At 70.2% G+C, this 26,928-nt stretch carries 27 protein-coding genes; 22 read left to right on the top strand and 5 right to left on the bottom strand.

Annotated elements, in window-relative coordinates; translation table 11 throughout:
• The first annotated feature begins 16 nt into the window (after positions 1–16).
• From CGZ93_RS17200 to CGZ93_RS17210, 4 genes are all read left to right on the top strand, one after another.
• Entirely contained in the window at positions 17–1,057 is a 1,041-nt protein-coding gene (locus tag CGZ93_RS17200) for an asparaginase (protein ID WP_229117555.1), read from the top strand.
• Entirely contained in the window at positions 1,054–1,218 is a 165-nt protein-coding gene (locus tag CGZ93_RS19105) for a hypothetical protein (RefSeq protein WP_176451822.1), read from the top strand. Before CGZ93_RS17200 ends, CGZ93_RS19105 begins: the two co-directional genes overlap by 4 nt.
• Before the next feature lie 268 nt (positions 1,219–1,486).
• The gene (locus tag CGZ93_RS17205; RefSeq protein WP_094365372.1) at positions 1,487–3,721 is read left to right on the top strand and encodes a polyribonucleotide nucleotidyltransferase; all 2,235 of its coding nucleotides are present in this window, start codon (positions 1,487–1,489) and stop codon (positions 3,719–3,721) included.
• A 2-nt stretch (positions 3,722–3,723) separates the two neighbouring features.
• Entirely contained in the window at positions 3,724–5,058 is a 1,335-nt protein-coding gene (locus tag CGZ93_RS17210; protein WP_094365373.1) for a M16 family metallopeptidase, read from the top strand.
• A 4-nt stretch (positions 5,059–5,062) separates the two neighbouring features.
• Here the strand turns inward: CGZ93_RS17210 and CGZ93_RS17215 are convergent, their stop codons facing one another.
• Positions 5,063–5,884 (bottom strand): LGFP repeat-containing protein, encoded by an 822-nt coding sequence (locus CGZ93_RS17215; protein ID WP_094365374.1) that lies wholly within the window; start codon positions 5,882–5,884, stop codon positions 5,063–5,065.
• The gene (locus CGZ93_RS17220; RefSeq protein WP_176451823.1) at positions 5,842–6,387 is read right to left on the bottom strand and encodes a DUF1800 family protein; all 546 of its coding nucleotides are present in this window, start codon (positions 6,385–6,387) and stop codon (positions 5,842–5,844) included. Before CGZ93_RS17220 ends, CGZ93_RS17215 begins: the two co-directional genes overlap by 43 nt.
• A gap of 401 nt (positions 6,388–6,788) precedes the next feature.
• On the opposite strand from CGZ93_RS17220, the gene dapB reads away from it, so the two are divergent.
• From dapB to CGZ93_RS17255, 7 genes are all read left to right on the top strand, one after another.
• Positions 6,789–7,538, top strand: a complete 750-nt coding sequence (gene dapB, locus CGZ93_RS17225; RefSeq protein WP_094365376.1) for a 4-hydroxy-tetrahydrodipicolinate reductase — start codon at positions 6,789–6,791, stop codon at positions 7,536–7,538.
• The gene (locus CGZ93_RS17230; protein WP_094365377.1) at positions 7,535–8,242 is read left to right on the top strand and encodes an LmeA family phospholipid-binding protein; all 708 of its coding nucleotides are present in this window, start codon (positions 7,535–7,537) and stop codon (positions 8,240–8,242) included. The genes dapB and CGZ93_RS17230 overlap by 4 nt, the downstream gene beginning before the upstream one ends.
• Positions 8,243–8,549: 307 nt before the next feature.
• Positions 8,550–9,107 (top strand): GNAT family N-acetyltransferase, encoded by a 558-nt coding sequence (locus tag CGZ93_RS17235; protein ID WP_094365378.1) that lies wholly within the window; start codon positions 8,550–8,552, stop codon positions 9,105–9,107.
• A 159-nt stretch (positions 9,108–9,266) separates the two neighbouring features.
• Positions 9,267–10,952, top strand: a complete 1,686-nt coding sequence (locus tag CGZ93_RS17240; protein WP_094365379.1) for a ribonuclease J — start codon at positions 9,267–9,269, stop codon at positions 10,950–10,952.
• A gap of 194 nt (positions 10,953–11,146) precedes the next feature.
• Positions 11,147–11,521 (top strand): hypothetical protein, encoded by a 375-nt coding sequence (locus tag CGZ93_RS17245; protein WP_094365380.1) that lies wholly within the window; start codon positions 11,147–11,149, stop codon positions 11,519–11,521.
• Between the two features lie 93 nt (positions 11,522–11,614).
• Positions 11,615–11,800 (top strand): 50S ribosomal protein L28, encoded by a 186-nt coding sequence (gene rpmB / locus CGZ93_RS17250; protein WP_094365381.1) that lies wholly within the window; start codon positions 11,615–11,617, stop codon positions 11,798–11,800.
• Between the two features lie 88 nt (positions 11,801–11,888).
• On the top strand, positions 11,889–14,162 hold the full coding sequence (locus CGZ93_RS17255) for an ATP-dependent DNA helicase RecG (protein WP_094365382.1): 2,274 nt from the start codon (positions 11,889–11,891) through the stop codon (positions 14,160–14,162).
• Between the two features lie 20 nt (positions 14,163–14,182).
• Here the strand turns inward: CGZ93_RS17255 and CGZ93_RS17260 are convergent, their stop codons facing one another.
• Positions 14,183–14,617 (bottom strand): pyridoxamine 5'-phosphate oxidase family protein, encoded by a 435-nt coding sequence (locus CGZ93_RS17260; protein ID WP_229117556.1) that lies wholly within the window; start codon positions 14,615–14,617, stop codon positions 14,183–14,185.
• Positions 14,618–14,717: 100 nt separating this feature from the next.
• Between CGZ93_RS17260 and rsmD the strand changes: the two genes are divergently transcribed.
• The 4 genes from rsmD (at position 14,718) to CGZ93_RS17280 (ending at position 17,236) form a co-directional block, all read left to right on the top strand.
• A complete protein-coding gene (gene rsmD, locus CGZ93_RS17265) occupies positions 14,718–15,347 on the top strand; it encodes a 16S rRNA (guanine(966)-N(2))-methyltransferase RsmD (protein WP_094365383.1) in 630 nt (209 codons plus the stop codon).
• On the top strand, positions 15,344–15,835 hold the full coding sequence (coaD, locus tag CGZ93_RS17270; protein WP_094365384.1) for a pantetheine-phosphate adenylyltransferase: 492 nt from the start codon (positions 15,344–15,346) through the stop codon (positions 15,833–15,835). The genes rsmD and coaD overlap by 4 nt, the downstream gene beginning before the upstream one ends.
• Positions 15,832–16,308, top strand: a complete 477-nt coding sequence (locus CGZ93_RS19110; protein WP_094365385.1) for an ATP synthase subunit B family protein — start codon at positions 15,832–15,834, stop codon at positions 16,306–16,308. Before coaD ends, CGZ93_RS19110 begins: the two co-directional genes overlap by 4 nt.
• A gap of 97 nt (positions 16,309–16,405) precedes the next feature.
• Positions 16,406–17,236, top strand: coding sequence for a hypothetical protein (locus tag CGZ93_RS17280; protein ID WP_141211267.1), 831 nt, complete (start codon positions 16,406–16,408; stop codon positions 17,234–17,236).
• On the opposite strand, the gene CGZ93_RS17285 is transcribed toward CGZ93_RS17280, so the two are convergent.
• A complete protein-coding gene (locus CGZ93_RS17285) occupies positions 17,221–17,874 on the bottom strand; it encodes a response regulator transcription factor (protein WP_094365387.1) in 654 nt (217 codons plus the stop codon). The two genes, CGZ93_RS17280 and CGZ93_RS17285, sit on opposite strands and share 16 nt — an antisense overlap.
• A complete protein-coding gene (locus tag CGZ93_RS17290; protein ID WP_141211268.1) occupies positions 17,871–19,376 on the bottom strand; it encodes a sensor histidine kinase in 1,506 nt (501 codons plus the stop codon). Before CGZ93_RS17290 ends, CGZ93_RS17285 begins: the two co-directional genes overlap by 4 nt.
• 121 nt (positions 19,377–19,497) lie before the next feature.
• Here CGZ93_RS17290 and CGZ93_RS17295 point away from each other — a divergent pair, with 121 nt between their 5' ends.
• The 7 genes from CGZ93_RS17295 (at position 19,498) to smc (ending at position 26,540) form a co-directional block, all read left to right on the top strand.
• Positions 19,498–20,049 carry a YceD family protein gene (locus tag CGZ93_RS17295; RefSeq protein WP_094365389.1) on the top strand — a complete coding sequence of 184 codons (552 nt, stop codon included), beginning with the start codon at positions 19,498–19,500 and terminating at the stop codon, positions 20,047–20,049.
• Positions 20,050–20,121: 72 nt separating this feature from the next.
• The gene (gene rpmF / locus CGZ93_RS17300; RefSeq protein WP_094365390.1) at positions 20,122–20,313 is read left to right on the top strand and encodes a 50S ribosomal protein L32; all 192 of its coding nucleotides are present in this window, start codon (positions 20,122–20,124) and stop codon (positions 20,311–20,313) included.
• Positions 20,314–20,374: 61 nt separating this feature from the next.
• Positions 20,375–21,124, top strand: a complete 750-nt coding sequence (rnc, locus tag CGZ93_RS17305) for a ribonuclease III (RefSeq protein WP_094365391.1) — start codon at positions 20,375–20,377, stop codon at positions 21,122–21,124.
• A complete protein-coding gene (mutM, locus tag CGZ93_RS17310) occupies positions 21,117–21,956 on the top strand; it encodes a bifunctional DNA-formamidopyrimidine glycosylase/DNA-(apurinic or apyrimidinic site) lyase (RefSeq protein ID WP_094365392.1) in 840 nt (279 codons plus the stop codon). Before rnc ends, mutM begins: the two co-directional genes overlap by 8 nt.
• A 10-nt stretch (positions 21,957–21,966) precedes the next feature.
• Positions 21,967–22,323 carry a type II toxin-antitoxin system PemK/MazF family toxin gene (locus CGZ93_RS20175; RefSeq protein WP_407643957.1) on the top strand — a complete coding sequence of 119 codons (357 nt, stop codon included), beginning with the start codon at positions 21,967–21,969 and terminating at the stop codon, positions 22,321–22,323.
• A 12-nt stretch (positions 22,324–22,335) separates the two neighbouring features.
• A complete protein-coding gene (locus tag CGZ93_RS17320) occupies positions 22,336–22,983 on the top strand; it encodes a GtrA family protein (protein ID WP_094365394.1) in 648 nt (215 codons plus the stop codon).
• A gap of 2 nt (positions 22,984–22,985) precedes the next feature.
• The gene (gene smc, locus CGZ93_RS17325; protein WP_094365395.1) at positions 22,986–26,540 is read left to right on the top strand and encodes a chromosome segregation protein SMC; all 3,555 of its coding nucleotides are present in this window, start codon (positions 22,986–22,988) and stop codon (positions 26,538–26,540) included.
• Positions 26,541–26,928 lie beyond the last annotated feature (388 nt).

A 26,928-nucleotide genomic window follows, 5' to 3' on the forward strand; every position in this document is an offset into this window, starting at 1 on the left:
GGCACACTGGTCACCCGTGAACACCAGCAGCAGTGACCAGCCGACCGACGAACCCGTGGTGGCGTTCGGCGCGCTGGGTGGCACCATCTCGATGACCGGTGGGTCGGGGCCGGGGATCAGCCCGCGGCTGGGCGCCGACGACCTGGTCGGCAGCCTGGCCAGGGCCGCCGGGGTCGGCGTACGCCCAGCCACGCTGCAGCGCGTCGGGTCCTCCTCGCTCACCCCGACCCACCTGCTCGACGCCCTGGGCTGGGCCGAGCAGCAGGTGGACGACGGTGCGGTCGGCGCGGTCATCTCCCAGGGCACCGACACCCTGGAGGAGACGGCGTACTTCTGGGACCTGCTCTGGGACCGACCGCAACCGTTCCTGGTCACCGCCGCGATGCGGGGTCCGGAGCAGCCAGGTGCCGACGGCCCCGCCAACGTGCTCGCCGCCCTCACGGTGGCCGCCGACCCCCGGGCCCGCGACCGCGGGGTGCTGACCGTGCTCGACGACCAGGTGCACCGGGCCCGCTGGGTGCGCAAGGCGCACACCTCGCTCACCGGAGCGTTCGAGTCCACCGGCGTCGGGCCGGTTGCCGTGCTGGCCGAGGGGACGGCGCACTGGCTGACCGTGCCGCGGCGCCAACCGCCTCTCGGCCTGGACCGGGTCCGGCCGCCCAACGCCGCGGAGGAGTGGCCGTGGGTGCCGCTGATCGGCTCCCACCTCGACGACACCGGACGCCTGGCCCGTGCCGCCGCCGAGGCAGGGGCCGCGGCCCTGGTCATCGCCGGTACCGGCGCCGGTCACGTCAGCGAGGCCGCCGCCGACGCGCTGGGCACGCTGGCCGAGCGCATCCCGGTCGTGCTCGCCTCGCGTACCCTCGCCGGTCCGGTGTTCGAACGCACCTACGGCTATCCCGGGGCCGAGATCGACCTGATCGGCCGCGGCCTCATCGCGGCCGGCTGGCTGGCGCCGCTTAAGGTACGCCTGCTGGTGCAGCTGCTGCTGGCCGGCGGCGCCGACCGCGCTGGCATGGCCGCCGAGGTGGCGCGGCGCGGTAGCCTGCCCGCGTGAGTGAGCGCACCCCTGAGCCGGGGCCGGAGGGCGACGGGAAAGAGTTCAAGGTCCTCGACTTCGGCCGGATCCTGCGCTACATGCTGATCGCGCTGGGCGGGATGCTGCTGGTCGCCCTGATCCTGCTGGCGATCGCCTATGGGCTGGGGCGGTTCGGCTGAGTTCCCGTTTCGGCGCGCAGAAGGCCGATTCGAGCCTCGGCGGACCGGTCCGGTAGCCTGAGGCGTACAACCGAAGAATTGTGAATCAAGATCAACCAGATCGCGCTCGCCCGGCCGTGTCCGGGAGTCCTCGGTCCTCGGTAGTGGTCTTCGGGAGGCTTCGACAGGCTCAGCCATCGTACGCCGACCCGCGGACCTCGATCGAAGACCGGCCTCCATCCAACGGGTCGCCCGTGTGTGGTTGCGATCGCACACGAAAGGAGTCCCTGTGGAGGGACCTGACCTCAAGTTCACCGAGGCCATCATCGACAACGGCAAGCACGGCAAGCACGTCGTGCGCTTCGAGTCGGGCCTGCTGGCCCGCCAGGCCGCCGGCTCCGCCGCGGTCTATCTGGACGGCGACACCATGCTGCTGTCCGCCACCACCGCGCAGAAGACCCCGCGCGACGCCATCGACTTCTTCCCGCTGACCGTCGACGTCGAGGAGCGGATGTATGCCGCCGGCCGCATCCCCGGCTCCTTCTTCCGTCGCGAAGGCCGCCCCTCGGAGGGCGCGATCCTGACCTGCCGGCTGATCGACCGCCCGCTGCGCCCGTCCTTCGTCAAGGGTCTGCGCAACGAGGTCCAGGTCGTCGTCACCGTGATGGCGCTGAATCCGAACGTGCTCTATGACGTGGTCGCGATCAACGCCGCCTCGCTGTCCACCCAGCTCGCCGGCCTGCCGTTCTCCGGCCCGATCGGCGGCGTACGCATCGCGCTGATCGACGACCAGTGGGTCGCCTTCCCGACCGTCGAGCAGCTCGAGGACGCCACCTTCGACATGGTCGTGGCCGGCCGCGTGCTCTCCGACGGCGACGTCGCGATCATGATGGTCGAGGCCGAGTCGACCGACCAGACCTGGAACCTGGTCAAGTCCGGCCGGACCGCGCCGACCGAGGACGTCGTCGGCAAGGGTCTGGAGGCCGCCAAGCCGTTCATCAAGGCGCTCTGCGACGCCCAGGTCGAGCTGGCCGCCCAGTTCCCCAAGGACACCGCGGACTTCCCGGTGTTCAAGGACTATCAGGACGACGTGTACGCCGCGGTCGAGGCCGAGGCGGGCGAGCGGGTCAAGCAGGCCATGCAGATCGCCGGCAAGGAGGAGCGCAACGAGGCCACCCACGGCATCCGCCAGGAGGTCACCGCCAAGCTCGCCGAGCAGTTCGAGGGCCGCGAGAAGGAGATCTCCGGTGCCCTCAAGGCGCTGACCAAGAAGGTCGTCCGGCACCGCACCCTGACCGACAAGGTCCGCATCGACGGCCGCGGGGTCGCCGACATCCGCACCCTGTCCGCAGAGGTCGGCGTGATCCCGCGCGTGCACGGCTCCGCCCTGTTCCAGCGCGGCGAGACCCAGATCCTGGGCATCACCACGCTGAACATGCTGGGCCTGGAGCAGAAGCTCGACACCCTGGCGCCGGAGGACTCCAAGCGCTACATGCACCACTACAACTTCCCGCCCTATTCGACCGGTGAGACCGGCCGGGTCGGGTCGCCGAAGCGGCGCGAGATCGGCCACGGTGCGCTCGCCGAGCGCGCCCTGCTGCCGGTGCTGCCCGATCGCGAGGAGTTCCCGTACGCCATCCGTCAGGTGTCCGAGGCGCTCGGCTCCAACGGCTCCACCTCGATGGGTTCGGTCTGCGCCTCCACCCTGGCGCTGCTGAACGCCGGCGTACCGCTGAAGGCGCCTGTCGCCGGCATCGCGATGGGTCTGATGAGCGAGCAGATCGACGGCAAGACCCACTATGTCGCGCTGACCGACATCCTCGGTGACGAGGACGCCCTCGGTGACATGGACTTCAAGGTCGCCGGCACCAAGGACTTCGTGACCGCACTGCAGCTGGACACCAAGCTCGACGGCATCCCTGCCGAGGAACTGGCCAAGGCGCTGCTGCAGGCCCGCGAGGCCCGGCACACGATCCTCGAGGTGATGAACGAGGCGATCGATCGCCCCGACGAGATGAGCGAATATGCCCCGCGCATCATCACCGTGAAGATCCCGGTCGACAAGATCGGTGAGGTGATCGGCCCCAAGGGGAAGATGATCAACCAGATCCAGGACGACACCGGCGCCGAGATCACCATCAACGACGACGGCACCATCTATATCGGTGCGGTCGACGGGACCTCCGCCGAGGCCGCCCGGTCGACGATCAACGCGATCGCCAACCCGACCATGCCCGAGAAGGGTGAGCGCTACCTCGGCACCGTGGTGAAGCTGACCAACTTCGGCGCGTTCGTGTCGCTGCTGCCCGGCAAGGACGGCCTGCTGCACATCTCGAAGCTGCGTCCGCTGGCCGGTGGCAAGCGCGTCGAGTCGGTCGAGGACGTGCTGTCGGTGGGGCAGAAGCTGCAGGTGGAGATCTCCGAGATCGACGACCGCGGCAAGCTGTCGCTGATCCCGGTGGTCGAGGAGTCCGAGGACTCCGGCGACACCTCCGGTGCCGAGTCCGCGGGCACCGAGGCCTGAGTTTGGCCAGTCCGACCAGCGTTTCCGCCCGGCAGTACCTCGGCGGCGAAAGCCGCCGCACGGTGCTGCCGGGCGGTCTGCGTGTGGTCACCGAACACATGCCGGGGCTGCACAGCTTCAGCATCGGCTGCTTCGTCGGCACCGGGTCGCGCAACGAGTCACCCCACCTGCACGGGGTGTCACACTTCCTCGAGCACGTGCTGTTCAAGGGCACCCGCCGCCGCGGACCGGAGGAGATCTCCCGGGCCATCGAGGAGTTGGGCGGGGACCTGAACGCCTACACCGGCAAGGAGCTCACCTGCTTCCACGCCAAGGTGCTGGCCGACCACGCCGACGTCGCCGTCGAGGTGCTGACCGACATGCTCTCCCGCTCGCTGCTGCGGGAGGCCGACGTGGACGCCGAACGTGCCGTGATCATCGACGAGATCGCGATGCACCACGACGACCCCGCCGAGGCAGCTTCTGAACTCGTCTCCGCACGCCTGTTCGCCGGGTCGTCCCTGGAACGCAGCGTGATCGGCTCCGAGCAGTCGATCGGAGCGCTCAGCCGCGACCAGATCCACGGGTTCTGGCGTCGGCACTATCGCGGCCCGCGGATCGTGGTGGCCGCGGCCGGGATGGTCGACCACGATCGCCTGGTGCAGCAGTTGCTGCCCTTCGACGAGCAGCTCGCCGGCAGCCGCGACACCGCTCGGTCCCGCCCGAGCCGGGTGAAGTATCAGCCCGGGTCGGTGCTGGTCCGCAGCCGCCCGCTGGAGCACACCCAGGCCGTGCTCGGTTTCCCCAGCCCCGGGGTGTTCACCGACGGGGTGGGCAGCGCGATCGACGAGCGGCGCTATCCGCTCAACCTGCTGGCGACCGTGCTCGGCGGCGGGATGAGTTCCCGGTTGTTCGTCGAGGTCCGCGAGCGGCGCGGGCTGGCGTACGCGATCGACGCGGGGGAGGGGGCGTACGCCGACGCCGGCGGCTTCACCATCGAGTGGGGCAGCCTGCCGGACCGGGTCGCCGACATCACCGCGGTGGTCCGCGGAGCGCTCACCGAGGTCGTCGAGAACGGCATCACCGAGGAGGAGCTCGCCCGCGCCCAGGGCCAGTTGCGCGGGCAGACGGCGCTGGCGTACGAGACCCCGGGCGCCCGGATGAACCGGCTCGGCACCGCCGAACTGGCAGGGGACACCCGGACGGTCACCGAGGTGCTCGAGCACTATCAGCAGGTCACCGTCGAGCAGGTCGCCGCGGTCGCCGCCGAGGTGTTGACGGTGCCGCCGGTGCTCGGCGTGGTCGGCGGCCGGGTGAACCGGTCGCGGCTGAGCGGCTTGGTCGAACGCTGGATCTGACCGGTCAGCCGCGGGTGCCGTTGACCGGATGCCAGGTGATCGTGCCGCCCTGGAACCGCTGCGAGCAACCGCCACCACCGCAGGACTCGCCGGCTGCCGGATAGCCGAAGCGGCCGTTCTCGATCCCGTTGGCGTCCCAATAGATGCCGATCGCTCCCCACACCGGTTGTGCGCCGGTGCCCGGCGACCAATAGATCCGGCCGCCCTCGAACTGCTGCCAGCACCCGCCGTCGCGTAGCCCGCACAGTTCGTCGGTACGCGGGAAGCCGAGCTGGCCGCCCTCCCAGCCGACCGAGCCGTAACGGTCGCGGATGGCGCCGCGGATGAAGTGCGCCCCGGTGTTGGGCGCCCAATAGACGCTGCCGCCCTGGAACCCCTGCCAGCAGCCGCCGTCCTTCAGCCCGCAGTTCTCGTCGGTCGTCGGATAGCCAAGCACGCCGTTCTCCCAGCCCAGCTGTTCCCAGCGTTGCTGAATCAGCCCGCGGGTGAAGAAGGCGCCCGTCTTCGGCGACCAGTGGATCTTGCCGCCGGCGAACGGCTGCCAGCAGCCGCCGTCCTTCAGCCCGCACCCCTCAGGCGCCAGCGGCTGACCGAGGAAGCCGTTCAGCCCGCCCAGCGCATTCCACTTGGCGGCGATGGCGCCGACCACCGGGAAGTTCGGGGCGGCGTTGGTGAGCAGGCGGAGCCCCCGACCCTCGACCCAGTTCAGGTTGGTCACATAGGTGGTGCCGCCGGCGCTGGTACCGCCGCTGGTCACCAATCCGACAGCGCGACTGCCGGCCATCACCGGGGCACCCGAGTCGCCCACCATGGTCTGGATGTCCATCGCGAAGCCCTCGACCCACTGCACGCCCTGGCCGTTGCCGCCGGCCTGAACGCGGCGTACAACAGGTCGCTGAACCTGCCGAGCGCGTGCCGGCGGAGCACCACCTGGTTGAAGTGCGCGACGTACCACTCGGCCAGGCCGCGCGCGGAGACGAAGATCTGGTCGGAGAAGAACTCGGTCATCGCCTCCAGCAGGTAGCGCCTGCCGAACACCTGACGCAGCACCACCGCCCGGACCAGGTGGTGGGACAGCTTGAACGCCTGGAAATTGGTCTGGCTGTGCCCGGTGTAGCTGACGATGTCGGCGGGGTTCTCCTTCGTCGTGCCGGGGTAGTACTTCTCGACCAGGCCGTTGGCCACCGAGTCGACGATGTTGCCGGGGTTCAGTTGCTGGTTCAGCCAGTTGTCGATCCCCGCTTGCTCGATCTCGCGCACGATGTCGATGGTCGGGGTCAGGGTGGCGCGGCGGGCCAGGTGCCACGCGTCGCTGGTGACTCGCGGCAAGCCCGCGGTCAGGTCGGCGCGCGGTGCCGCCGGTCGCGGGGGTTCGCTCGGCGCAGGTGTCGGCGCCGCCTCCGCGTGATTCCCCCGGACGCCACGGCAGCTGCCGCGGCCCCCAGCGCCAGACCCCCCAATACCCGGCGACCCATCGTCGCATCGCCCATGGTGGGCCTCCTTCAGTCCGCGGAACGTAGCGTCGGGTTCTCGGGCTGGGTCAATGTTCGGTGAGTGGCCAGATCTGGGTCTTGACAGGCGCAGGGGACGCGGTCTCATGCCCGCCAGCGGCCGATTCGGCGTACGCCCTAGAGTGGAGGCGTACGCCTTCGGGGCCCTGACAGGGCCTTGCGGAGGAACTCGCCGACGACGCTGTCGCACCAGACACACCTGCTGAGAAAGTGGAGAACATGGAAGTTGCCGTCTTTGGAGCGAACGGGCGAATGGGCGCCGAGGTCTGTCGTGCGGTCACCCGCGCCGACGGGCTGGATCTGCTCGCCGGTCTCGACTATGGCGATCCCAAGGAGGACGCGCGCGCGGCCGACGTCGTCGTCGACTTCACCCACCCCGAAGCGGTGATGGAGAACCTGCGCTGGAGCATCGACAACGGCATCCACGCCGTCGTCGGGACCACCGGTTTCACCGAGGAGCGCTTCGAGCAGTTACGCGAGTGGCTGGCCGAGAAGCCCAGTGTTGGCGTTGTCGTCGCCGCCAACTTCTCCATCGGGGCGATTTTGATGATGGACATGGCCAAGCGGGCCGCGCGGTTCTTCGACTCGGTCGAGGTGGTCGAGCTGCACCATCCGAGCAAGGCGGATGCGCCCTCGGGTACCGCCACCGCCACCGCCCGCCAGATCGCCGCGGCGCGCGCCGAGGCGGGAGTGGGGCCGGTCCCGGACGCCACCGAGCAGGAGGTCCCCGGCGCGCGCGGTGCCGACGTCGACGGGATCCGCGTGCACTCGGTACGCCTGAAGGGCCTGATCGCGCACCAGGAGGTGCTGTTCGGCACTGAGGGGGAGACGCTGACGGTACGCCACGACTCGCTGGATCGGGTCAGCTTCATGCCCGGCGTCATCGCCGCCGTCCGCGCGGTGCCCAACCGGCCCGGGCTGACCATCGGCATCGAGAGCATCCTCGGGCTGGACGAAGGGGCCCGTTGAGCAGGAGGCGTCAGCGCGGGCCGGTCATCCTGCTGGTCGTCGTGGTGCTGCTGGTCGCCGGGGTGATCGTGGCCGACCGGGTGGCGCGTACGAAAACCAACGAACAGGTGGCCGCCCAGCTGCAGACCCAGCTGGGACTGGCCGAACGGCCCACGGTGGACATCATCGGGTTCCCGTTCCTCACCCAGGTCGCCGCCAACCGGTTCAACCGGGTCAACGTCGAGGCCGCCGGGGTGCGGACCGGGGGAGACCGCCCGCTGACGGTGCGGGCTTTGCACCTGCAACTCGGTGAGGTGACAACCGCGGACAACTACCGGCGGATCACCGCGGGCTCTCTCCAGGGCAGTGCCGAGGTCGGCTGGGCGTCGGTGCAGGAGGCCGCGGGGGTACCGGTGACGCCGCTGCCCGACGGCCGGGTCGAACTGACGGTTTCGCTGTCGGTGCTCGGACAGCGCGCCCCGGTGACACTGCGCGGACGGCCGGTGCTGGACGTGAACGAGCAGAGCCTTCGGGTCCGTGAGGTGCAGGCCGAGCTGGCGGGGTACCAGCTGCCCGCCGCGGTCGTGCAACGGATGGTTGATCAGGCGGTTCCGTCGGTGCCGCTCAACCTGCCGATGGGCATCCGCGCCGAAAGCCTCCAGCTCACCGGAGAGGGCCCGATGCTGGGTCTGGCGGGGCGGAACGTGGTGCTGACCGGCGGTTGATGAACGATCACTTACCTCCCGGTATGAGACTTTGCTGATGAACGTGTGATGGACATCAGACATGTGCCTTGACCCAGCAGCTCGCGATTGCCAGCTCCCCCGAGCCGGCAATCGTGGGCTGCCTGCATTGAATTGCGCGCTCCGCGCGCGAACGGTCGCTCTGAGTTGGCTCCCTTCGGCCGAAATCCGGGTGCGGTTCGCGGACCGCCTGCGGTCGGCGTACCGAATTTCGTCCTCGGGCTCGCCAACTCAGCCCAGGGGACGCTCCCCGTGTTGGATTGCGGGCTCTTGCGCCTAACCTTGCCGGGTGAGCGAACCCCGTCCTGACTCTGTCCGCCTGGCGCTGCCGCGGGAGGCCGCAGACATCGCTGCCCTGCAGCGGCGGGTGTGGGCGGTCGAGCTGGGGGACCGCGCCGAGGTGCTGCTCGGGCAGCTCGATCTGGCCACGATGACCGAGGCGTGGCAGCGCTCCATCGAACGCCCCCCGCTCGCCGCCCATCGCGTCCTCGTCGCCGTCGCCGCCAACGATGGTCGCTCCGGCCCCGACCGGGTCGTCGGGATGGCCGCCACGATGCCCAGCGACGACCCCGACGCCACCGCCGGCACCGACGGGATGATCGGCGAATTCCTGATCGACCCGGCCGCCCGCGGCGCAGGGCACGGCTCCCGGCTGCTGAACGCCTGCATCGACACCCTGCGTGCCGACGGGTTCGAGATCGCCAACTGGTGGGTCACCTCCACCGACGACGCGCTGCGCAAGTTCCTCACCGACTCCGGCTGGGCCCCCGACGGCTCCCACCGCGAGATCGGCGCCGACGACGAGAGCGTGCGCATCAAGCAGGTACGCCTGCACTGTTCGGTGTGAGTCGCCCACCACTCGCCTCGCACCCTGGCCTGCGCCTCGCCCCCGGTGTATCGGGGGCGTTGCGCAAGTCGGGGGCATCGCGCCGGTCGGGGTGCGTTGAGAGCGGGTGATGGCGCGGGTGCGCGAGCCGACAACAAAACGTGCAGTAGCCTGAAAGTCATGTCTGCTGCCGGATTGCGTACTCCGCCCAAGCTCAAGCCCGACACCCTCCGGGTGATCCCGCTGGGGGGTCTGGGTGATGTGGGCCGCAACATGGCCAGCCTGGAGGTCAACGGAAAGATCCTGCTGATCGACTGCGGCGTACTCTTCCCCGACGACGCGCACCCGGGCGTGGACCTGATCCTGCCCGGCATCGAGGCGATCCGCGACCGGCTCGATGACATCGTCGGGCTGGTGCTCACCCACGGCCACGAGGACCACATCGGCGCGGTGCCCTATCTGCTCAAGCTGCGCAACGACATCCCGGTGTTCGGCTCCCGGCTCACCCTGGCGCTGCTGCGGGAAAAGCTGCGCGAGCACCGGATCCGCAACACCGACCTGCGCGAGGTGGGCGACCACTCACTGGTCAAGCTGGAGCAGTTCGAGCTCGAGTTCGTCGCGGTCAACCACTCCATCCCCGACGCGATGGCGCTGTTCCTGCGTACACCGGCCGGCAAGGTGCTGCACACCGGCGACTTCAAGATGGACCAGCTGCCGCTGGACGGTCGGATCACCGATCTGCGCGCCTTCGCCAGGCTCGGCGAGGAGGGCGTTGACCTGTTCATGACCGACTCCACCAACGCCGAGGTGCCCGGCTTCACCACCCCGGAGAAGGACATCCAGCCCGCGCTGCAGCGGGTGTTCGCCACCTCCAGCCAGCGGCTGATCGTGGCCTGCTTCGCCTCCCACGTGCACCGCGTGCAGCAGGTGATGGACGAGGCGGTGCGCTACGGCCGCAAGGTGGTCTATGTCGGCCGTTCGATGGTGCGCAACATGTCCATTGCCCGCGACCTCGGCTTTCTCAAGGTGCCCGGCAACACACTGATCGAGCTGAAGGACCTCGACCAGTACAAGCCCGAGGACGTGGTGATCATCTCCACCGGCTCCCAGGGCGAGCCGCTCTCGGCGCTGTCCCGGATCGCCAACCGCGAGCACCCGGTGATCGAGCTGCGCGCCGGCGACACCGTGCTGCTCGCCTCCAGCCTGATCCCGGGCAACGAGAATTCGGTCTATCGGGTGATCAACGGGCTCTCCCGCCTCGGTGCCCGGGTGATCCACAAGGGCAACGCGCTGGTGCACGTGTCCGGACACGCCTCGGCGGGCGAGTTGCTCTACTGCTACAACATCGTCCGCCCGCGCAATGTGATGCCGGTGCACGGCGAGGTGCGTCACCTGATCGCCAATGCCGAGCTGGCGCAGGCCACGGGCGTACGCCGCGACCACACCGTGATCGTCGAGGACGGCGACGTGGTCGACCTGCGCGACGGCAAGGTGTCCGTGGTCGGCCGGGTGGACGCCGGCTATGTGTTCGTCGACGGGTCGACTGTCGGCGACATCTCCGAGACCGAGCTGACCGACCGGCGCATCCTCGGCGAGGAGGGGTTCATCTCGATCCTGGCCGTGGTGAACACTCACACCAACCAGATCGTCTCCGGCCCCGACCTGCACGCGCGCGGGTTCGTCGACGACGACTCGGTGTTCGACGGCATCCGTCGCGAACTGGCCGACGCGCTCGTCCGGGCGATGCAGGAGGGGGTCGAGGACTCCCAGCAGCTGCAGCAGGTGCTGCGCCGCGGGGTCGGTCGCTGGGTGAACAAGACCCACCGCCGCCGGCCGATGATCATCCCCACCGTCGTCACCACCTGAGCTTGTCGAAGCCCGGGTACGCCGGCTGAGCTTGTCGAAGCCACTGAGGCTCGGGTCAACCCTTCGGCAGGCTCAGGGTTCGAGGTGTCGGGCCAGCCCGACGCCGGGACGCCAGCCTGCGGGAGGGCCGTGCTGCACTTCATCGTCTCCACCGTCACCTTCAGCATCGCCCGCACCTGGACGATCGGTGCCGCGTGCACCGAACTCGCCCCGAACGCCACCGTGATCCTGGACAGCGTGCTGCCGGCCGTGAGTACCGCTCCGGGCTCGAGTTCTTCGGCATCATGTGGATGCCGGCCCAGGCGCTCACCCAGGGCCTGATCGGGCTGCTGTTCCTGATCAGCCCGCCGTGGGTGGCCCGCGGGCTGGCGCACGGCGAGGCCGCTGTGGCGTACACCCTGCTCAGCCAGGAGGCGCTGACTGAGCTGCGGATGCCGAGCCGGGGGATCGCCCCGCCGGTGCTGGTTCGCCAAGCTCGGCCTGCACGGCGACACCGGTCAGCACCGCCGGGTGAGTGCGGTGCTGATGCTGCTGCGGCGCTGAGCCGCTGCGGCGTACGCCCGTGCTGATTTGGAGGGGCGTACGCCCGTCGGCTATGGTTTACCGGTTGCCGATTCACCGGATCGGCCCCCAATCAAAAGTTCTGACGAGGAGACACTCCAGTGGCTGCCGTATGTGACGTGTGCGCCAAGGGCCCGGGCTTCGGCCACAACGTGCCCTGGTCGAAGAAGAAGACCAAGCGTCGCTGGAACCCGAACATCCAGCGCGTGAAGGCCGTGGTCGGCGGGACCCCGAAGCGGGTCAACGTCTGCACCTCCTGCCTGAAGGCCGGCAAGGTCAGCCGCTGAATCAGTGCCGACGTGAGGACCTGTCCCGAGCGGGGCAGGTCCTTTCTGTTTGCCCGCACTGTCTGTCGGCTTGGCTAGGGTGAGCCCCATGTGGCAGACCCCGGCGTACCGCGTCCAGGCCACCCGGCTGGAGACCGTGCTGGGAGACCGCACCGCCAAGCAGTTCGCCCAGCTGAAGCTGCACACCGTCGGCGAGCTGCTGCGCCACGTCCCGCGGCGCTACCTGCGCGGCGCCGAGTCGACCAGCCTGCGCGACCTGCGGGTGGGGGAGGACGCCGCGTTCATCTCCCGGGTGATCAACAAGGGCGTCAAGGGCCACCAGCGGGCGCTGCGACTCGAGGTGGTGGTCGGTGACGGCACGGGTACGCTGCGGCTCACCTTCTTCGGGCGTCCGCACCTGATCGACTTCTGGGACCGCACCCTGGACGAGGGCGCCCGCGGGCTGTTCGCCGGCAAGATCGGCGTGTTCAACGGGCAGCTGCAGCTCACCCACCCCGACTTCGTCATCCTGGACGACAACGGGGCGATCATCGGCGGCGCGCAGCGCAACCAGCAGATGGGCGAGCTGGCCTCGCGCATCGGCGGGCTGATCGGCATCTATCCGGCCACCGCCAAGCTGCCCACCTGGACCGTCGCCCAGTGCGTCGACCTGGTCCGCGAGCAGTCCGGCGCCCTGCCCGAACCGCTCCCGGCACACATCCGCGAGGCGGTCGACCTGGTGGCGCTGGCCCGGGCCGACCGCGCCGTCGAACACGAACCCGCCGCCGATCAGAAGCTGCCCGAGCTGGCCGACGCCGTGCAGTTCGTGCACCGACCCGACGACCTCGAGCAGGCGTGGCTGGGCCGGCAGCGGTTCCTGTTCGACGAGGCGTTCGCGGTGCAGGCGGCGATGGCCTACCGGCGTGCCGCCGCCCGCAACCAACCCGGTACGCCGCGGCCCCGGCGTACCGACGGGTTGCTCGCTGCCTTCGACGCCAAGCTGCCGTTCACGCTCACCGCTGGACAGCAGGAGGTCAGCGAGGAAATCTTCACCGGTTTGGCGCAGACCCACCCGATGCAGCGGCTGCTGCAGGGCGAGGTCGGCTCCGGCAAGACACTGGTCGCGCTGCGGGCCATGCTCACCGTCGTCGACAACGGCGGCCAGGCCGTGCTGCTGGCGCCGACCGAGGTGCTCGCCCAGCAGCACCACCAGACGATCACCCGGATGCTCGGCTCGCTGGCCGGAGACGGCGGGCTGCTGGACGCCGGGTTGAGCACCCGCGTCGTGCTGCTGTCCGGGTCCATGACCGCCGCCCGCAAGAAGAAGGCGCTGCTGCAGATCGCCTCCGGCGAGGCCGGGATTGTCGTCGGTACGCACGCGCTGCTGGCCGACCGGGTGCAGTATGCCGATCTGGGCCTGGTCGTGGTCGACGAGCAGCACCGCTTCGGCGTCGAGCAGCGCGCGGCGCTGAACGACCGGGCCGAGGCCCGCCCGCACGTGCTGGTGATGACCGCGACCCCGATCCCGCGGACGGTCGCGATCACCGTCTTCGGTGACCTCGAGGTGTCCACGCTCACCGAGATCCCCGCCGGCCGCAGCGAGGTGGTCACCCAGGTGGTGCCCGAGCAGCAGCACCCGGCGTGGGTGCAGCGGGCCTGGCAGCGGATCACCGAGGAGGTCGCCGCCGGACGGCAGGCGTTCGTCGTCTGCCCGCAGATCTCCGCCGGCGACAAGGTCGACCTGATGCCGGTCGAACCGGATGCACCGCCACCGCGCAACGTCACCGACCTGTACGCCGAGCTGACCGGCCCGGGCGGGCCGCTGGCGGAGTTGCGGGTGGCGGCCCTGCACGGACAGTTGCCGGCCGAGGAGAAGGACCAGGTGATGGCCCGCTTCGCCGCCGGCGAGCTCGACGTGGTGGTTTCCACGACCGTGGTCGAGGTCGGGGTGGACGTGCCGAACGCCTCGGTGATGGTGATCTGCGACGCCGACCGGTTCGGCATCTCCCAGCTGCACCAGCTGCGCGGTCGGATCGGCCGGGGCGAGCATCCGAGCCTGTGCCTGCTGCTGACGCGTACGCCGGGTGACTCGACCGCCGCCGAGCGGCTGCGGGCGGTCGCCGCGACCCGGGACGGGTTCCAGCTGGCCGAGGTCGACCTGGCCCAGCGCCGCGAGGGGGACGTGCTCGGCGCCAGCCAGGCCGGGGCCCGCTCCTCGCTGCGGCTGCTGCGGGTGCTCGACCACGTCACCCTGCTCGAGCAGGCCCGCGCGATCGCCGAGGAGTGTGTGGCGCGCGACCCCGAGTGCACCGAACCGGGGGTGGCCGACGCCATCACCCAGGTCGAGGAGCTGGCCGCCGCCGAGTGGCTGGAGCGTACGTGACGCCAGCCGGATAACTCGGGTCAGCCCTCGATCTCGGGCTGCTCGCCGAAGTTGAACCGGCGCCCGGTGATCTCGTCCACCTCGATCGCCACGTAGTGCGTCTTGATCGTGGACACCCACGGTTGCAGCCCGAGACCGGCGATCCGGTCGATCCGCTCGGCGTCCTCGACGATCGCCGCCCTGCCGTGGCAGACCACACTCCACCCGCTGGCCTCTGCGGCGTACTCGTCCACCTCGAAGGCGACCTGGTTGTTGATCACCAGGGTGATCAGCTTGTTCCCCGGCGCGGTCCGAAAGACGATCGAGCCCTCGTCGAGCACGAAGTTGACCGGGAAGATCTCCGGCCGGGGCTGCGCACCGGTGGCCAGCCGACCGACCTGCTGGCTGCCCAGCAACCGCCAGCACTCGGACTCGTCGAGCTCCTGGACGGGGTCGTTCATGTCGTTGGAGTCCATGGGTCCATTGTCACCGCCGCGGTCGGGCCGCGGGGGAGTTTCGGTCGAATCCGGTGCGAGAGGTCCCACGGCATTTCGGGCGTCGCTGGATAATGGCCGGGTGAGTCGGATCATCACCGGTACCGCCCGCGGCCGTCGCCTGCTGACGCCGGACCACCAGCGCACCAGGCCCACCTCCGACCGTGTACGCGAGGCCCTGTTCTCGGCCCTGGTGTCCTGGGCCGACGGCCAGGACCAGCCCTCGGACGAGGCGCTGCGCGGGTTCAGCCTGCTCGACCTGTACGCCGGAACGGGCGCGATCGGACTGGAGGCCGCCAGTCGCGGCGCCGGCCCGGTGGTGCTGGTGGAGGCCGACCGCAGCACCGCCGACCTGGCCCGCCGCAACGCCACCGACACCGAGCTGGCGGTCACCGTCCGCACAGCCAAGGTGGAGACCTTCCTGGCCGCCCCGGCGCTGCACGCGTTTGACATCGTCTGGCTGGACCCGCCCTATGACGCGCCCGCCGACAAGCTCGACCAGGTGCTCACGGCGCTGGTCGCCGGTGGCTGGCTGGCCCGGCACGGGCTGGTTGTGGTGGAGCGCTCGAGTCGCGGCGCCGACCCCACTTGGCCGCCCGGGGTCGGCGACGGCTGGGAGCGCCGCTACGGTGAGACCACCCTGCACTTCGCCGTCGACCTGGGCGATGACCGGCAGGCCAGCGGAGCAGAACAGGAGACTGCGCAGCGATGAGGGCGATCTGTCCGGGCTCCTTCGACCCGTGCACCCACGGGCACCTCGACATCATCAGGCGTACCGCCGTGCTCTTTGACGAGGTGGTCGTCGGGGTCGGCAACAACACCGCCAAGAACGGGCTGTTCGCCCCGGCCGAGCGGGTGGAGATGCTCACCGAGGCGCTGGAGGGCGTGGCCGGCGTACGCGTCACGCTGATCTCCGGGCTGTTGGTCGATTTCTGTGCCGAGCAGGGGATCGGGGCGATCGTCAAGGGGCTTCGGTTCGCCTCCGACTTCGACTACGAACTGCAGATGGCCCAGATGAACCACCGGCTGACCGGGATCGAGACGATCCTGCTGCCGACGGCGGCGGAATGGTCCTTCGTGTCGTCCACCCTGGTACGCGAGATCGCGCAGCTGGGCGGGGACGTGGCCGAGTTCGTGCCGGCGGCGACCGCCGCCAGGATCGCGGCCAGGGTGGCGGAGCGCAACGAGGAGAAGCGATGAGCAACGATCAGGTGATGGACGGGCTGGAGCAGCTGCGGCAGGCGCTGGCCCAGGCCAAGGGCGTACCCATGTCCGCCTCGTGCATGGTCAATCGCAGCCAACTGCTCGACCTGATCGAGCAGATCCGCGCCGCCCTGCCCGAGGAGCTGGCCCAGGCGAACCAGGTGCTTGCCGACTCGGACGCCCAGCGCGACCAGGTGTTGGCCCGGGCCCAGGCGCGCGCCGACGAACTGGCCAGTGAGCACGAGATCACCCGGGTGGCCCGGGAGCAGGCCGAGCGGTTGCGCCGGGACACCGAGCAGGAGTGCGCCGCCCTGCGCCGCGAGACCGACGTGTTCATCGACTCCCGGCTGGCGTCCTTCGAGTCGGTGCTGCACAAGACCTCCAGCCAGGTCGCTACCGCGCGGCAGCGACTCTCCGAGCGCTCCGGGCTGGACGCCGAGCACGTCGAGCCGCTGCCCTCGCACGACTGATCCGCACCTGTCGCCGTTTCTGTTCAGGTGACCTATATCGCTGGCGGGGCCTCCTCCAGTAGGGTTCACTCATAATCCACAGCCACGAGGGGACTGAATGCCCGCCAGACGCGCCACCGCAGCAGTCGTCGGTTCGGCTGTGCTGATGGCCGTCGGCATCGTCGGGGTGAACTATTCGTTGCTCCCCGGAGGTCAGGTGCTGTGCGGAGCCCTGTTCGGCCAGCAGGCCGGGGCCGCGGAACCGGTCGGCGATTTCGACCCCGGGGAGAGGACCGAGACCCCTGCCATGCCGGACCCCGGAGCGGCACGGCCGTCCGGGCCGAGTTCCGCCCCGGCCCCGGAACCAGGTGTTCCCGTCCCGGGGCCGGTTTCCGAACCCGGCCCGGCCACGTCTGGCGCGGCACCGGCCGCCGAGCCCGCCCCAGCCGTCGCGCCGGCGGTGGGCGCCACCCCCAACCTCCCGGCGGGCGGAGCTCAGGTGGGCCGCGTCGGCACGGGGACGCGTATGCCCTCCGCCAGCACCGCGGCCACCCGCGAAGGTGACGACCTCGCCCGACCGATGCCATCGGTCCAGACGACGGTTGCCAAACGGCCGGTCGAGCGGATATTGGCAACGACCGAGGCAGCACAGTCGGCCCCCGCCACCAGCGGCAGCCCGGGCCACAATCAGGTCCAGGGCAGTCAGGGCGCGGGCAACGGTGACCAGGATGATCAGGGTGAGCAGCAGCCCGCTCCCCGCAAGCCGGTGGCGACCAGGCCGACCGTCGATGGCGGCAAGACTCCCGAGGTCGGGGTGCAGCAGAAGGGGAAGCGCCCCGCGGACACCAAGGCGTCCCCGGTCACCAAGTCATCCCCGGTCACCAAGTCATCCGGCGGGGGCAGGAAGAAGTCTCCCCCCGCGGTGCCGTCGGCTCAGACCAGCTTGTAACCCATCCCGCGCACCGTCTGGAAGTATTCCGCACCGATCTTGCGACGCAGATAGCGCACGTAGACCTCCAGCACGTTGGAGCCCGGGTCGAAGTCCAGTCCCCAGACCTTGGAGAGCAACTGCTCCCGGCTCAGCACCTCGCCCGGATGGGACAGGAACGCCTCGGCGAGTGCGAACTCACGAGCGGTCAACTCGATCTCGCGGCCCCCGACCCGGACTCGCCGGGTGCGCACATCCAGCGTCAGGTCGCCGTGGGTGAGCACCAGCGATTCGGTCTCGGGAGCACGGAGTCGGAGCTTGATCCGGGCGAGCAGCTCCTCGACGCTGAACGGCTTCGCCATGTAGTCGTCGGCCCCGGACTCGAGCCCCGCCACCGTGTCGGACACCGTCCCGCGGGCAGTGAGGATCACCACAGGCAGCCGCGAACCGGTCTGCCTGATCTCGCGTACCACGTCGAAACCGTCCATGTCAGGCAGGCCCAGGTCGAGCACCATCAGGTCGACCGCTCCCTCGGCAGCCCGGGTGATCGCCGCCTGACCGCTGCTCGAGGTCTCCGTGTCATAGCCCGCGCGCTGCAACCCTCGCTCGATGAAGGAGGCGATCTCCGCCTCATCCTCGACGATCAGGATGGTACTCATCTGGTTTCCTCGCGCTCTTGACCTGACTGAAGAACCGGCGGGAGGGGGTGGACCGGCAGAACGAGACTAATGGTGCTGCCCGATCCCTGCACGGATTGGATCTCCAGCGAGCCGCGGTGGGAGGCTGCGATCTCCGCCACGATGGACAGTCCGAGTCCCGAGCCGTCGACCTGGTGCCCGCCGCGGACGAACCGTTCCTGCACCCGCGAGACGAGATCCGGGTCGATCCCGGACCCCTGGTCGCGCACCCACAGGCGTACCAGAGCTCCCTCCTGGCGCGAGCCGATGCTGATCTCCGAGCCGGCCGGGGAGAACTTCACAGCGTTGCGCGCCAGCTCCAGCAGGGCCTGGGAAACCCGTTGCGGATCCAGTTCCGCCGCCACGTCGGCCACCTCCGCGAGGCGCCACTGGCGCGGACCGAGGGCGCGGGCCTTCTCCAGCACCTCATCGGTGAGCGGACCGACGTCGACCGACTGCAGGCGGATGAAGTCGGGACGCTCCGCCTTGGCCAGGGTGATCAGGTCCTCCACCAGACGGGCCATCCGGTCCACCTCGGAGATGCCGCGCGCCCGGGTGGCGCGGACCTCGGCCGGGTCGGTCGGATCCATCACCTCCAGGTGGCCCCGCAGGATGGTGAGCGGGGTGCGCAGTTCGTGGCCCACGTCGTCATAGAGGCTGCGCTGGGTCTCGAAGGTCTGCTCCAGCCGGTCCAGCATGTCGTTCACGGTGCGCGTCAGCAGGGCCAGGTCGTCGTGGCCCTGGACCGGGACCCGCCGGCTCAGGTCGGTGTCGGTGATCTCCCGGGTGGTACGCCGCAGCAGCGCGATCGGCGCCAGCAGTTGACCGATCAGGAGCCACGCGACGAACCACACCAGCGCCAGCGACCCCGCCGCGACGAACAGATAGGTCCGGAAGTTTCGATCCAGGGCCTGGTGCTCGGCGCGGTAGTCGATGGCCATCACCAGCAGCCCGGGCTCCGGATCGCCGGCCATCTGCACCGGCACCGCCAGATAGCGGAAGATCGGCGAACCGCCCGGCCGAGGTTCATAGAAGCTGTCCAGCGTCGCGTGGTCGAGCGGGACCCCGCCCAGGCTGGCGACGAACTCCAGGTTGCGCTCCGGGCGTACCGTCGCGGCCGAGGGAGCGATCTGGAGCACCCGGCCACCGATCAGTCCCATCCGCCCCTCGTGCTGCTGGAGGAGTCCCTGCTCGACGGCGGCGGCCAGCAGTGCCCGGGTGTCGGCGAGCGGTTCGCCGGTGACCGGACTGCGGCCGCGTTCGGTGAGAGACACGGTCTCGGTCAGCCGCATCCGCAGCAGGGCGTCCAGCTCGTTGTCGACCCGCTGGCGTTCCAGGGCGTACGCCACGACTCCCGCCAGGGTCATCGCCAGCAGGGAGAGCACCGTCACGGCGAGCAGGACGCGATAGCGGACGCTCATCCAGACGCGCTGGCGGCGCGGCCCGGCCGAGGCCGAGGCCCTGCTCTGGTCGGTGCGCGCCACGCGGGTCAGCGTACGGTGCTGGCACGATCCTCCGCGCGGTTTGCGTCGTGCTCGGGGGCGCAGGTAATCTGGTGCGTCGGTTATGACGCCGTCATGCCGTCGTGCGCGGAAGGGGTTGATGATGAGCACTTCTGCACGCCCGCTGGACCGGAGGGACCCTCTGGTCATCGACACCCACGACCTGGGTCGTCGGGCGGGCGCGATGAAGGAGCTGCACACCAGCACCGAGGCGCCCGAGGGGATTGGCGGCGACGTAATCGGCGTACCCACCGGATCGCCGATCCAACTCGACCTCAGGCTCGAGTCGGTCGTCGAGGGGGTGCTGGTCACCGGGACCGCCGAGGTCACGGTGGTCGGGCAGTGCGGACGCTGCCTGGACCCGATCGAGCAGGGGCTCGAGATCGACGTCCAGGAGCTCTACCTCTACCCGGGCACCGAGCCGGACGACGCGGAGGCCAGCAGGATGGAGGGCGAGTTGATCGACCTCGAACCCCTGGTCCGCGACGAGGTGGTGCTGGAGCTGCCGTTCATGCCGTTGTGCCGTGACGACTGCGAGGGACTGTGCCCCACCTGCGGGGCCAACCTCAACGCCGACCCGGAGCACCGACACGAGGAGGCCGTCGATCCCCGCTGGGGTGACCTGGCCGCCTGGCAGAACCGCAGCGACAACTGAGATCAAGACCAACCCCGCACCCGCGGGGACAGCGCCGGAGCCTCCGGTGCGCAACCGACACAGGAGAGAACCGTGGCCGTCCCGAAGCGGAAGATGTCCCGCAGCAACACCCGGCACCGTCGCGCGCAGTGGAAGACCCAGGCCCCGACCCTGGTCACCTGCGCCAACCCCGCCTGCCGCGAGAAGCACCTGCCGCACACCGCCTGCCCGTCCTGCGGACAGTACGGCCCGCGTACCGCGCGCCGTCAGGTCATCGAGTCCTGACCTGACGCCGGGTCGCCGACCCGGCCGGCCGACGCCCCAACGGGGTCGGCCTGCGAACTCGATGGCTGGCATTGAGCAGCTGTGCACCGAGCTGGGGGTCCCGATGGACCCCCAGCTCTTCGTGCTTGCGCTGACGCACCGCTCGTTCGCCTACGAGAACGGCGGGCTGCCCACCAACGAGCGCCTGGAGTTCCTCGGCGACTCGGTGCTCGGGCTGGTCGTCACCGAACACCTCTATCGGGTGCACCCCGACCACAGCGAGGGCGAATTGGCCAAGCTGCGGGCGGCCGTCGTGAACGCACGGGCGCTGGCGCAGGTGGCTCGCAGTCTTGAGGTCGGGCCGCTGATCCGGCTGGGGCGCGGGGAGGTCACCACCGGCGGTGCGGACAAGTCATCGATCCTGGCCGACACGATGGAAGCGCTGATCGGCGCGGTCTATCTCGGCCATGGGTTGGCCGGCGCCCGCGCGCTGGTGCACCACCTGTTCGATCCGCTGATGGAGCAGGCCGCCCAGCTCGGCGCCGGGCTGGACTGGAAGACCTCACTGCAGGAGCTCACCTCCGCGCTCGGGCTGGGCGCCCCGCGCTATCAGGTGAGCGAGTCCGGACCCGATCACGACAAGCGGTTCGAGGCCGTGGTGGTGCTCGGCGAGCTGCGGTTTGGCCACGGCAGCGGCCGCAACAAGAAGCAGGCCGAGCAGGAGGCCGCCGGCACCGCGTTCGCCGAGCTGCGGGAACGTCAGCAGGCGGCCGCCCCCGAGCCCGCCGACACCGGCAGCGGAACCGAAGCGACCGAAGACGTCGGTGCCTGAGCTGCCCGAGGTCGAGGTGGTTCGCGCCGGCCTCGCCCCACACCTTGGTGGCCGCACCATCGCCGCGGTGGAGGTGCTGCACCCCCGTCCGGTACGCCGTCACCTGGCCGGCGCCGAGGACTTCGCCGCCACCCTGGTCGGGCGCACGTTCGGTACGCCGCGGCGGCGCGGCAAGTATCTGTGGCTGCCGTTCCACGACGGGGATGCGCTGCTGGTGCACCTGGGGATGAGCGGGCAGTTCCGCACGGCTGAGGTCGGTCTGCCGGACGCTCGCAACACCCGGATCCGGTTCCGGTTCACCGATGGGGGATCCGAGCTGCGGTTCGTCGACCAGCGGATGTTCGGGGGAGTGTCGCTGTCGCTCGGCGGCGCCGAACTGCCCGCCGAGGTCGCGCACATCGCCCTCGACCCGTTCGACCCGGCCTACGACGTGCACCAGACCGCGCGCCGACTGCGGAGTCGGCGTACCGCAGTGAAACGCGCCCTGCTGGACCAGACCGTGGTGTCGGGGATCGGCAACATCTACGCCGACGAGGCGCTGTGGGCAGCGCGGCTGCACTATGGGCGGTTCTGCGACCGGCTCAGCCAATCCGCGGCCGTCGGCGTGCTCGAGGCCGCGCGGGCCGTGATGGCCGAGGCGCTGCAGCAGGGCGGGACCAGCTTCGACGCGCTCTATGTCAACGTCAACGGCGAATCCGGCTACTTCGACCGGGCCCTACACGCCTACGGCCAGGAGGGCCTGCCGTGCGAGCGCTGCGGTACGCCGATTCGGCGTGAGCCGTTCATGAATCGATCCAGCTTCTTCTGCCCGAAGTGCCAGCGGAAGCGCTAATTCGGCGGGGATGAAAGGAGTGAGGCGAGGGGAACTCTGGACCGTCGCGGGCGGCGTCTATGCGACGAATCCCAGGCCAGCTCTGATCGTCCAGGATGATCCATTTGACCGCACCGACTCCGTCACCGTGGCCCCACTCACGTCGACCCTGACTGACGCGCCTTTGCTCAGACACCGGATCGAAGCGACAGACTCGAGCGGCTTGCGAAACGACAACGACGTCATGATCGACAAGATCACCCCTGTGCGACGGAGCAACCTTCAGCAGCGGGTCGGGCGAGCCGACCGGGATGGCCGGTCCGCTGCGGGCCCCCGCCCCACGCCACGCGCTCGCGCAGGTTCTGCGAAGGGGCCCGCCTGGGGCTAGGCTGGGCCAATCGTGAAAAGGGCCGCCCACTACGTCTTCGTGCGTCAACGCCACAACTGGCTGCAATTCCTGCGGTTCGGGTTGGTCGGCGGTTCCGGGGTTCTGGTCAACCTGATCGTCACGGTCATCTGCAAGAAGCTGCTGCCGCCCTATCTGAGCATCGCCTTCCCGCTGCCGGTGACCGACTTCAATGTGCGCTGGTACCACGTGATCACCACGATCGCGTTCCTGGTCGCCAACACGTGGAACTTCCAGCTGAACCGGTCCTGGACGTTCAAGTCGGGCAAGCACGCCAGCTGGTGGCGCGAGTTCTTCCCGTTCCTCGCGGTCGGCATGGTGGCCTACGTCGTCGGGCAGGTGCTGCTGACCCTGCTGCTGAAGGACACCTCGCCGGTGTCGCTGCACCAGTTCCCGTTCTTCGACGACTCGACCGGGCTGCGGACCGCGCTCTATTGGGCCACGCTGATCCAGATCGTGCTGACCATGCCGATCAACTACGTGGTGAACAAGGTGTGGACCTTCCGCGCTGTCCGGGGGCGCAAGAAGCACCCCGAGCACGACCTGCCGATGGTCGCCGCCGCCGTCGCGCCCGAACTGGTCGACGAGGACGGCAACGAGTTGCAGGACCGGCGCCGACCCGAGACCCCGCCCGGGGGCTGATCGTGTATCTGAAGAGCCTGACGCTGCGTGGCTTCAAGTCCTTCGCCTCCGCGACCACGCTGAACTTCGAACCGGGGATCACCTGCGTGGTCGGTCCCAACGGCTCCGGCAAGTCCAACGTCGTCGACGCCCTCGCCTGGGTGATGGGCGCCCAGGCCGCCAAGTCGCTGCGCGGCGGCAAGATGGAGGACGTCATCTTCGCCGGTACCTCCGGTCGCGCCCCGCTGGGTCGGGCCGAGGTGGCGCTGACCATCGACAACACCGACGGCGCGCTGCCGATCGAATACACCGAGGTCACCATCAGCCGGACCATGTTCCGCAACGGCGGCTCGGAATATGCGATCAACGGCAACGCGGCCCGACTGCTGGATGTGCAGGAACTGCTGTCCGACTCCGGCATCGGCCGTGAGATGCACGTAATCGTGGGCCAGGGCCAGCTGGACTCGATCCTGCAGGCCACCCCCGAGGGTCGGCGCGGGTTCATCGAGGAGGCCGCGGGCGTACTCAAGCACCGCAAGCGCAAGGAGAAGGCGCTCCGCAAGCTCGAGTCGACCGAGGGCAACCTCAACCGACTCAACGACCTGATTGGCGAGATCCGCCGCCAGCTCAAGCCGCTCGGCCGGCAGGCCGACGTCGCCCGCAAGGCGGTGGTGATCCAGGCCGAGGTGCGCGACGCCCGCGCCCGGCTGCTCGCCGACGACCTCGTCCAGGCCACCCTGGCGCTGGAGTCCGACCTGGCCGACGAGCAGGCGCTGCGCGACCGGCGGACCCGCATCGAGGAATCCCTCGCCCACGCCCGCGAGGCCGAGGCGGAGGCCGAGGAACAGCTGCGCCTCGGACTGCCGCGGCTGACCGCCGCCCAGGAAACCTGGTACGCCCTGTCCGGGCTCCGCGAGCGGGTCTCCTCGACCATGTCGATCGCCGCCGAACGGGTGCGCAACGCCAGCAACCAACCCACCGAGGACCGGCCCGGACGCGATCCCGAACAGCTCGAGGCCGAGGCCAATGAGGTGGGCCGCCAGGAGGAGGAGCTGCGGGCCGACGTGGCCCGCGCGGACGAAGCCCTCGCCGGCGCCACCGAGCGCCGCAACACCGCCGAGAAGGCGCACGCCGCCGAGGAACAACGCCTCGCCGCCCAACTGCGTGCCATCGCCGACCGCCGCGAAGGGCTGGCCCGGCTGACCGGGCAGGTCAACTCCGCCCGCTCCCGCGCCGAGGCCGTGGTCGAGGAGATCGGCCGGCTGACCACTGCTCGCACGCAGGCGCTGGAACGAGCCCAGCGGGCCCGGGCCGAGTTCACCTCGCTCGAGACCAAGGTCGCCGGACTGGACGCCGGCGAGGTCGACCTCGACTCCGAGCACGAGGAGGCCGCCAGCGAGCTGGAGGCCGTCGAGCGGCAGCTCGGAGACCTGCAGAAACAGGAACAGTCCGCCAACCAGGAGCGCGCCGCCGCGGCCGCCCGGCTGGAGGCGCTCAAGCTCGGCCTGGAACGCAAGGACGCCTCCGCCGCCCTGCTCGCGGCCACCGACCGGGTGGGCGGACTGCTCGGCCAGGTGGCCGCCCTGGTGCAGGTGGAGAGTGGCTTCGAGGCCGCCGTCTCCGCCGCCTTCGGTCAGACCGCCGATGCCGTCGCGGTGACCGGGTTGGACGCCGCGGTCGGCGCCTTCGACCACCTCAAGGCCGAGGACCTGGGCCGCGCCGGACTGCTGCTGCGCGGTGCCGTCACCGACGGGGAGGTGTGGCCGCAGCTGCCCTACTGGGCGCAGTACGCCGCCGACGTGGTCGGTTGCGACGCCGAGCTGCGTCCCTCGGTGCTGCGGGTGCTGCGGAAGGTGGCCGTCGTGGACGACCTGCCCGCCGCCCGCCGGCTGGTCGCCGACCTGCCCGACGTCACCGCGGTCACCCGCGACGGGGACATCCTGTCCGCCTGGTTCGCCGCCGGCGGATCTGGGCACAAGCAGTCGCTGATCGAGGCCCAGGCCGCGGTCGACGAGGCCGAGAAGCGGCTGGTGGCCGCCGACCACCAGGTGGAGCGGCTCCGTTTCGCCCTGGGCGAGGTCGGCCGCCGGCACGAGGAGGCCCGCTCCCGGCTGGACGTCGCGCTGGGCCGGCTGCACGAGTCGGACGCGGTGATGGCCGCCCTGGCCGAGGACCTCGGCAAGTGGCAGAACCTGGCCCGTCAGGCCGCCGACGAGGCCGGACGCCTGGCCGCCGCCGCCGAGAAGGCACAGGCCCAGCAGGCGGCAGACGCCGACAAGCTCGCCGAGCTGGAGCAGCGGCTCAAGTTCGCCTCCGCCGAGGAGATCGAGGAGGACGCCGACCCGGCCGAGCGGGACCGGCTCGCCGAGGTCGCCCGGGCCGCCCGACAGGGCGAGATGGACGCCCGGCTCACCCTGCGTACCACCGAGGAACGCGTCCGCGGGCTGGCCGGCCGCGCCGACTCCCTGAGACGCGCCGCCGAGAACGAACGCCGCGCCCGGGCCCGCGCCGAGGCCCGCCGCCGGCAGCTGCGGCGCGAGGCCGAGAACGCCCGCGCCGTGCGCAGCGCCGCCGAGTGGCTGCTGCGCCGGGTCGAGATCTCCCGCGACCTGGCCGCGGTCGAACGCAGCACCGCCGAGAGCGAGCGCGCCGAGGCCGACCGGGCGCTGGCCGACGCCCGGCGCCGCTCCCGCGAACTGGCCGCCGACCTGCAGCAGCTGGTCGACAGCGTGCACCGCGACGAGCTGGCCCGCGCCCAGCAGCGGATGCGGGTCGAAACCCTGACCGAGAAGGCCATGGCCGAGCTGGGCCTGGAGGCGGAGACGCTGATGGGGGAGTTCGGCCCGGAGCTGCCGATCCCGGTGCTCACCCGCCCCGACGGGTCGGCGCTGACCGAGGACGACGAGCAACCCGAGCCGGTACCGTTCGTGCGCGCCGAGCAGGAGAAGCGGCTGCGCCGGGCGGAGAAGAACCTGCAGGTGCTGGGCCGGGTCAACCCGCTCGCGCTCGAGGAGTTCGACGCGATGACCGAACGGCACCAGTTCCTGTCCGAACAGCTGGACGACCTGCGGCGTACCCGCAAGGACCTGACCGACATCATCGCCGAGGTGGACAACCGGGTGCAGCAGGTGTTCGCCGAGGCGTACGCCGACGTGGAGGCCGCGTTCGAGCAGGTGTTCGCCAAGCTGTTCCCCGGCGGCGAGGGCCGGCTGGTGCTGACCGAGCCGGGGCAGTGGCTGACCACCGGGGTGGACGTCGAGGCGCGCCCGCCCGGCAAGAAGGTGAAGCGGCTGTCGCTGCTGTCCGGTGGCGAACGCTCGCTGGTCGCGGTGGCGTTCCTGGTCGCGCTGTTCATCGCCCGCCCGAGCCCCTTCTACATCCTCGACGAGGTGGAGGCGGCGCTGGACGACACGAACCTCGGACGTCTGCTGGAGATCTACCAGCAGTTGCGGGACAACTCCCAGCTGCTGGTGATCACCCACCAGAAGCGGACGATGGAGATCGCCGACGCGCTCTATGGCGTGACCATGCGCGGGGACGGCGTGTCGACGGTGATCAGCCAGCGGCTGCACGACTGAGGCGTTCTCGTCGGCTCCCCGGCCGACACCCGTCGCCCCCTGACCAGCCGATGATGGACCCTTGAAAGAGATTGATGGTCCGTCGCCGCCCCGCTGCTGATGGGCGCGCGTATCTGAATCGGTAGCGTTCGGGCGCGCGAGTGCTAGCGTTGGCAGCAGGCACCGGCCGGGGACGCGCCGGCCCTTCGAGGAGTTCAGCCCACATCCCACCTCAGCGCAACCAGAAGGAAAGTGATCGCGGATGCGGCGGATAATGCTGCGGAGCGGGGAGTTCATCCCTGTGCTGGGCCAGGGCACCTGGGGCTGGGGTGAGGACCCCGGCCGCCGCGGCGACGAGGTCACCGCGCTGCACGCCGGCCTTGAGCTGGGCATGACGCTGGTCGACACC

It is taken from the genome of Enemella dayhoffiae, assembly GCF_002250625.1.
GTDB lineage: Bacteria > Actinomycetota > Actinomycetes > Propionibacteriales > Propionibacteriaceae > Enemella > Enemella dayhoffiae.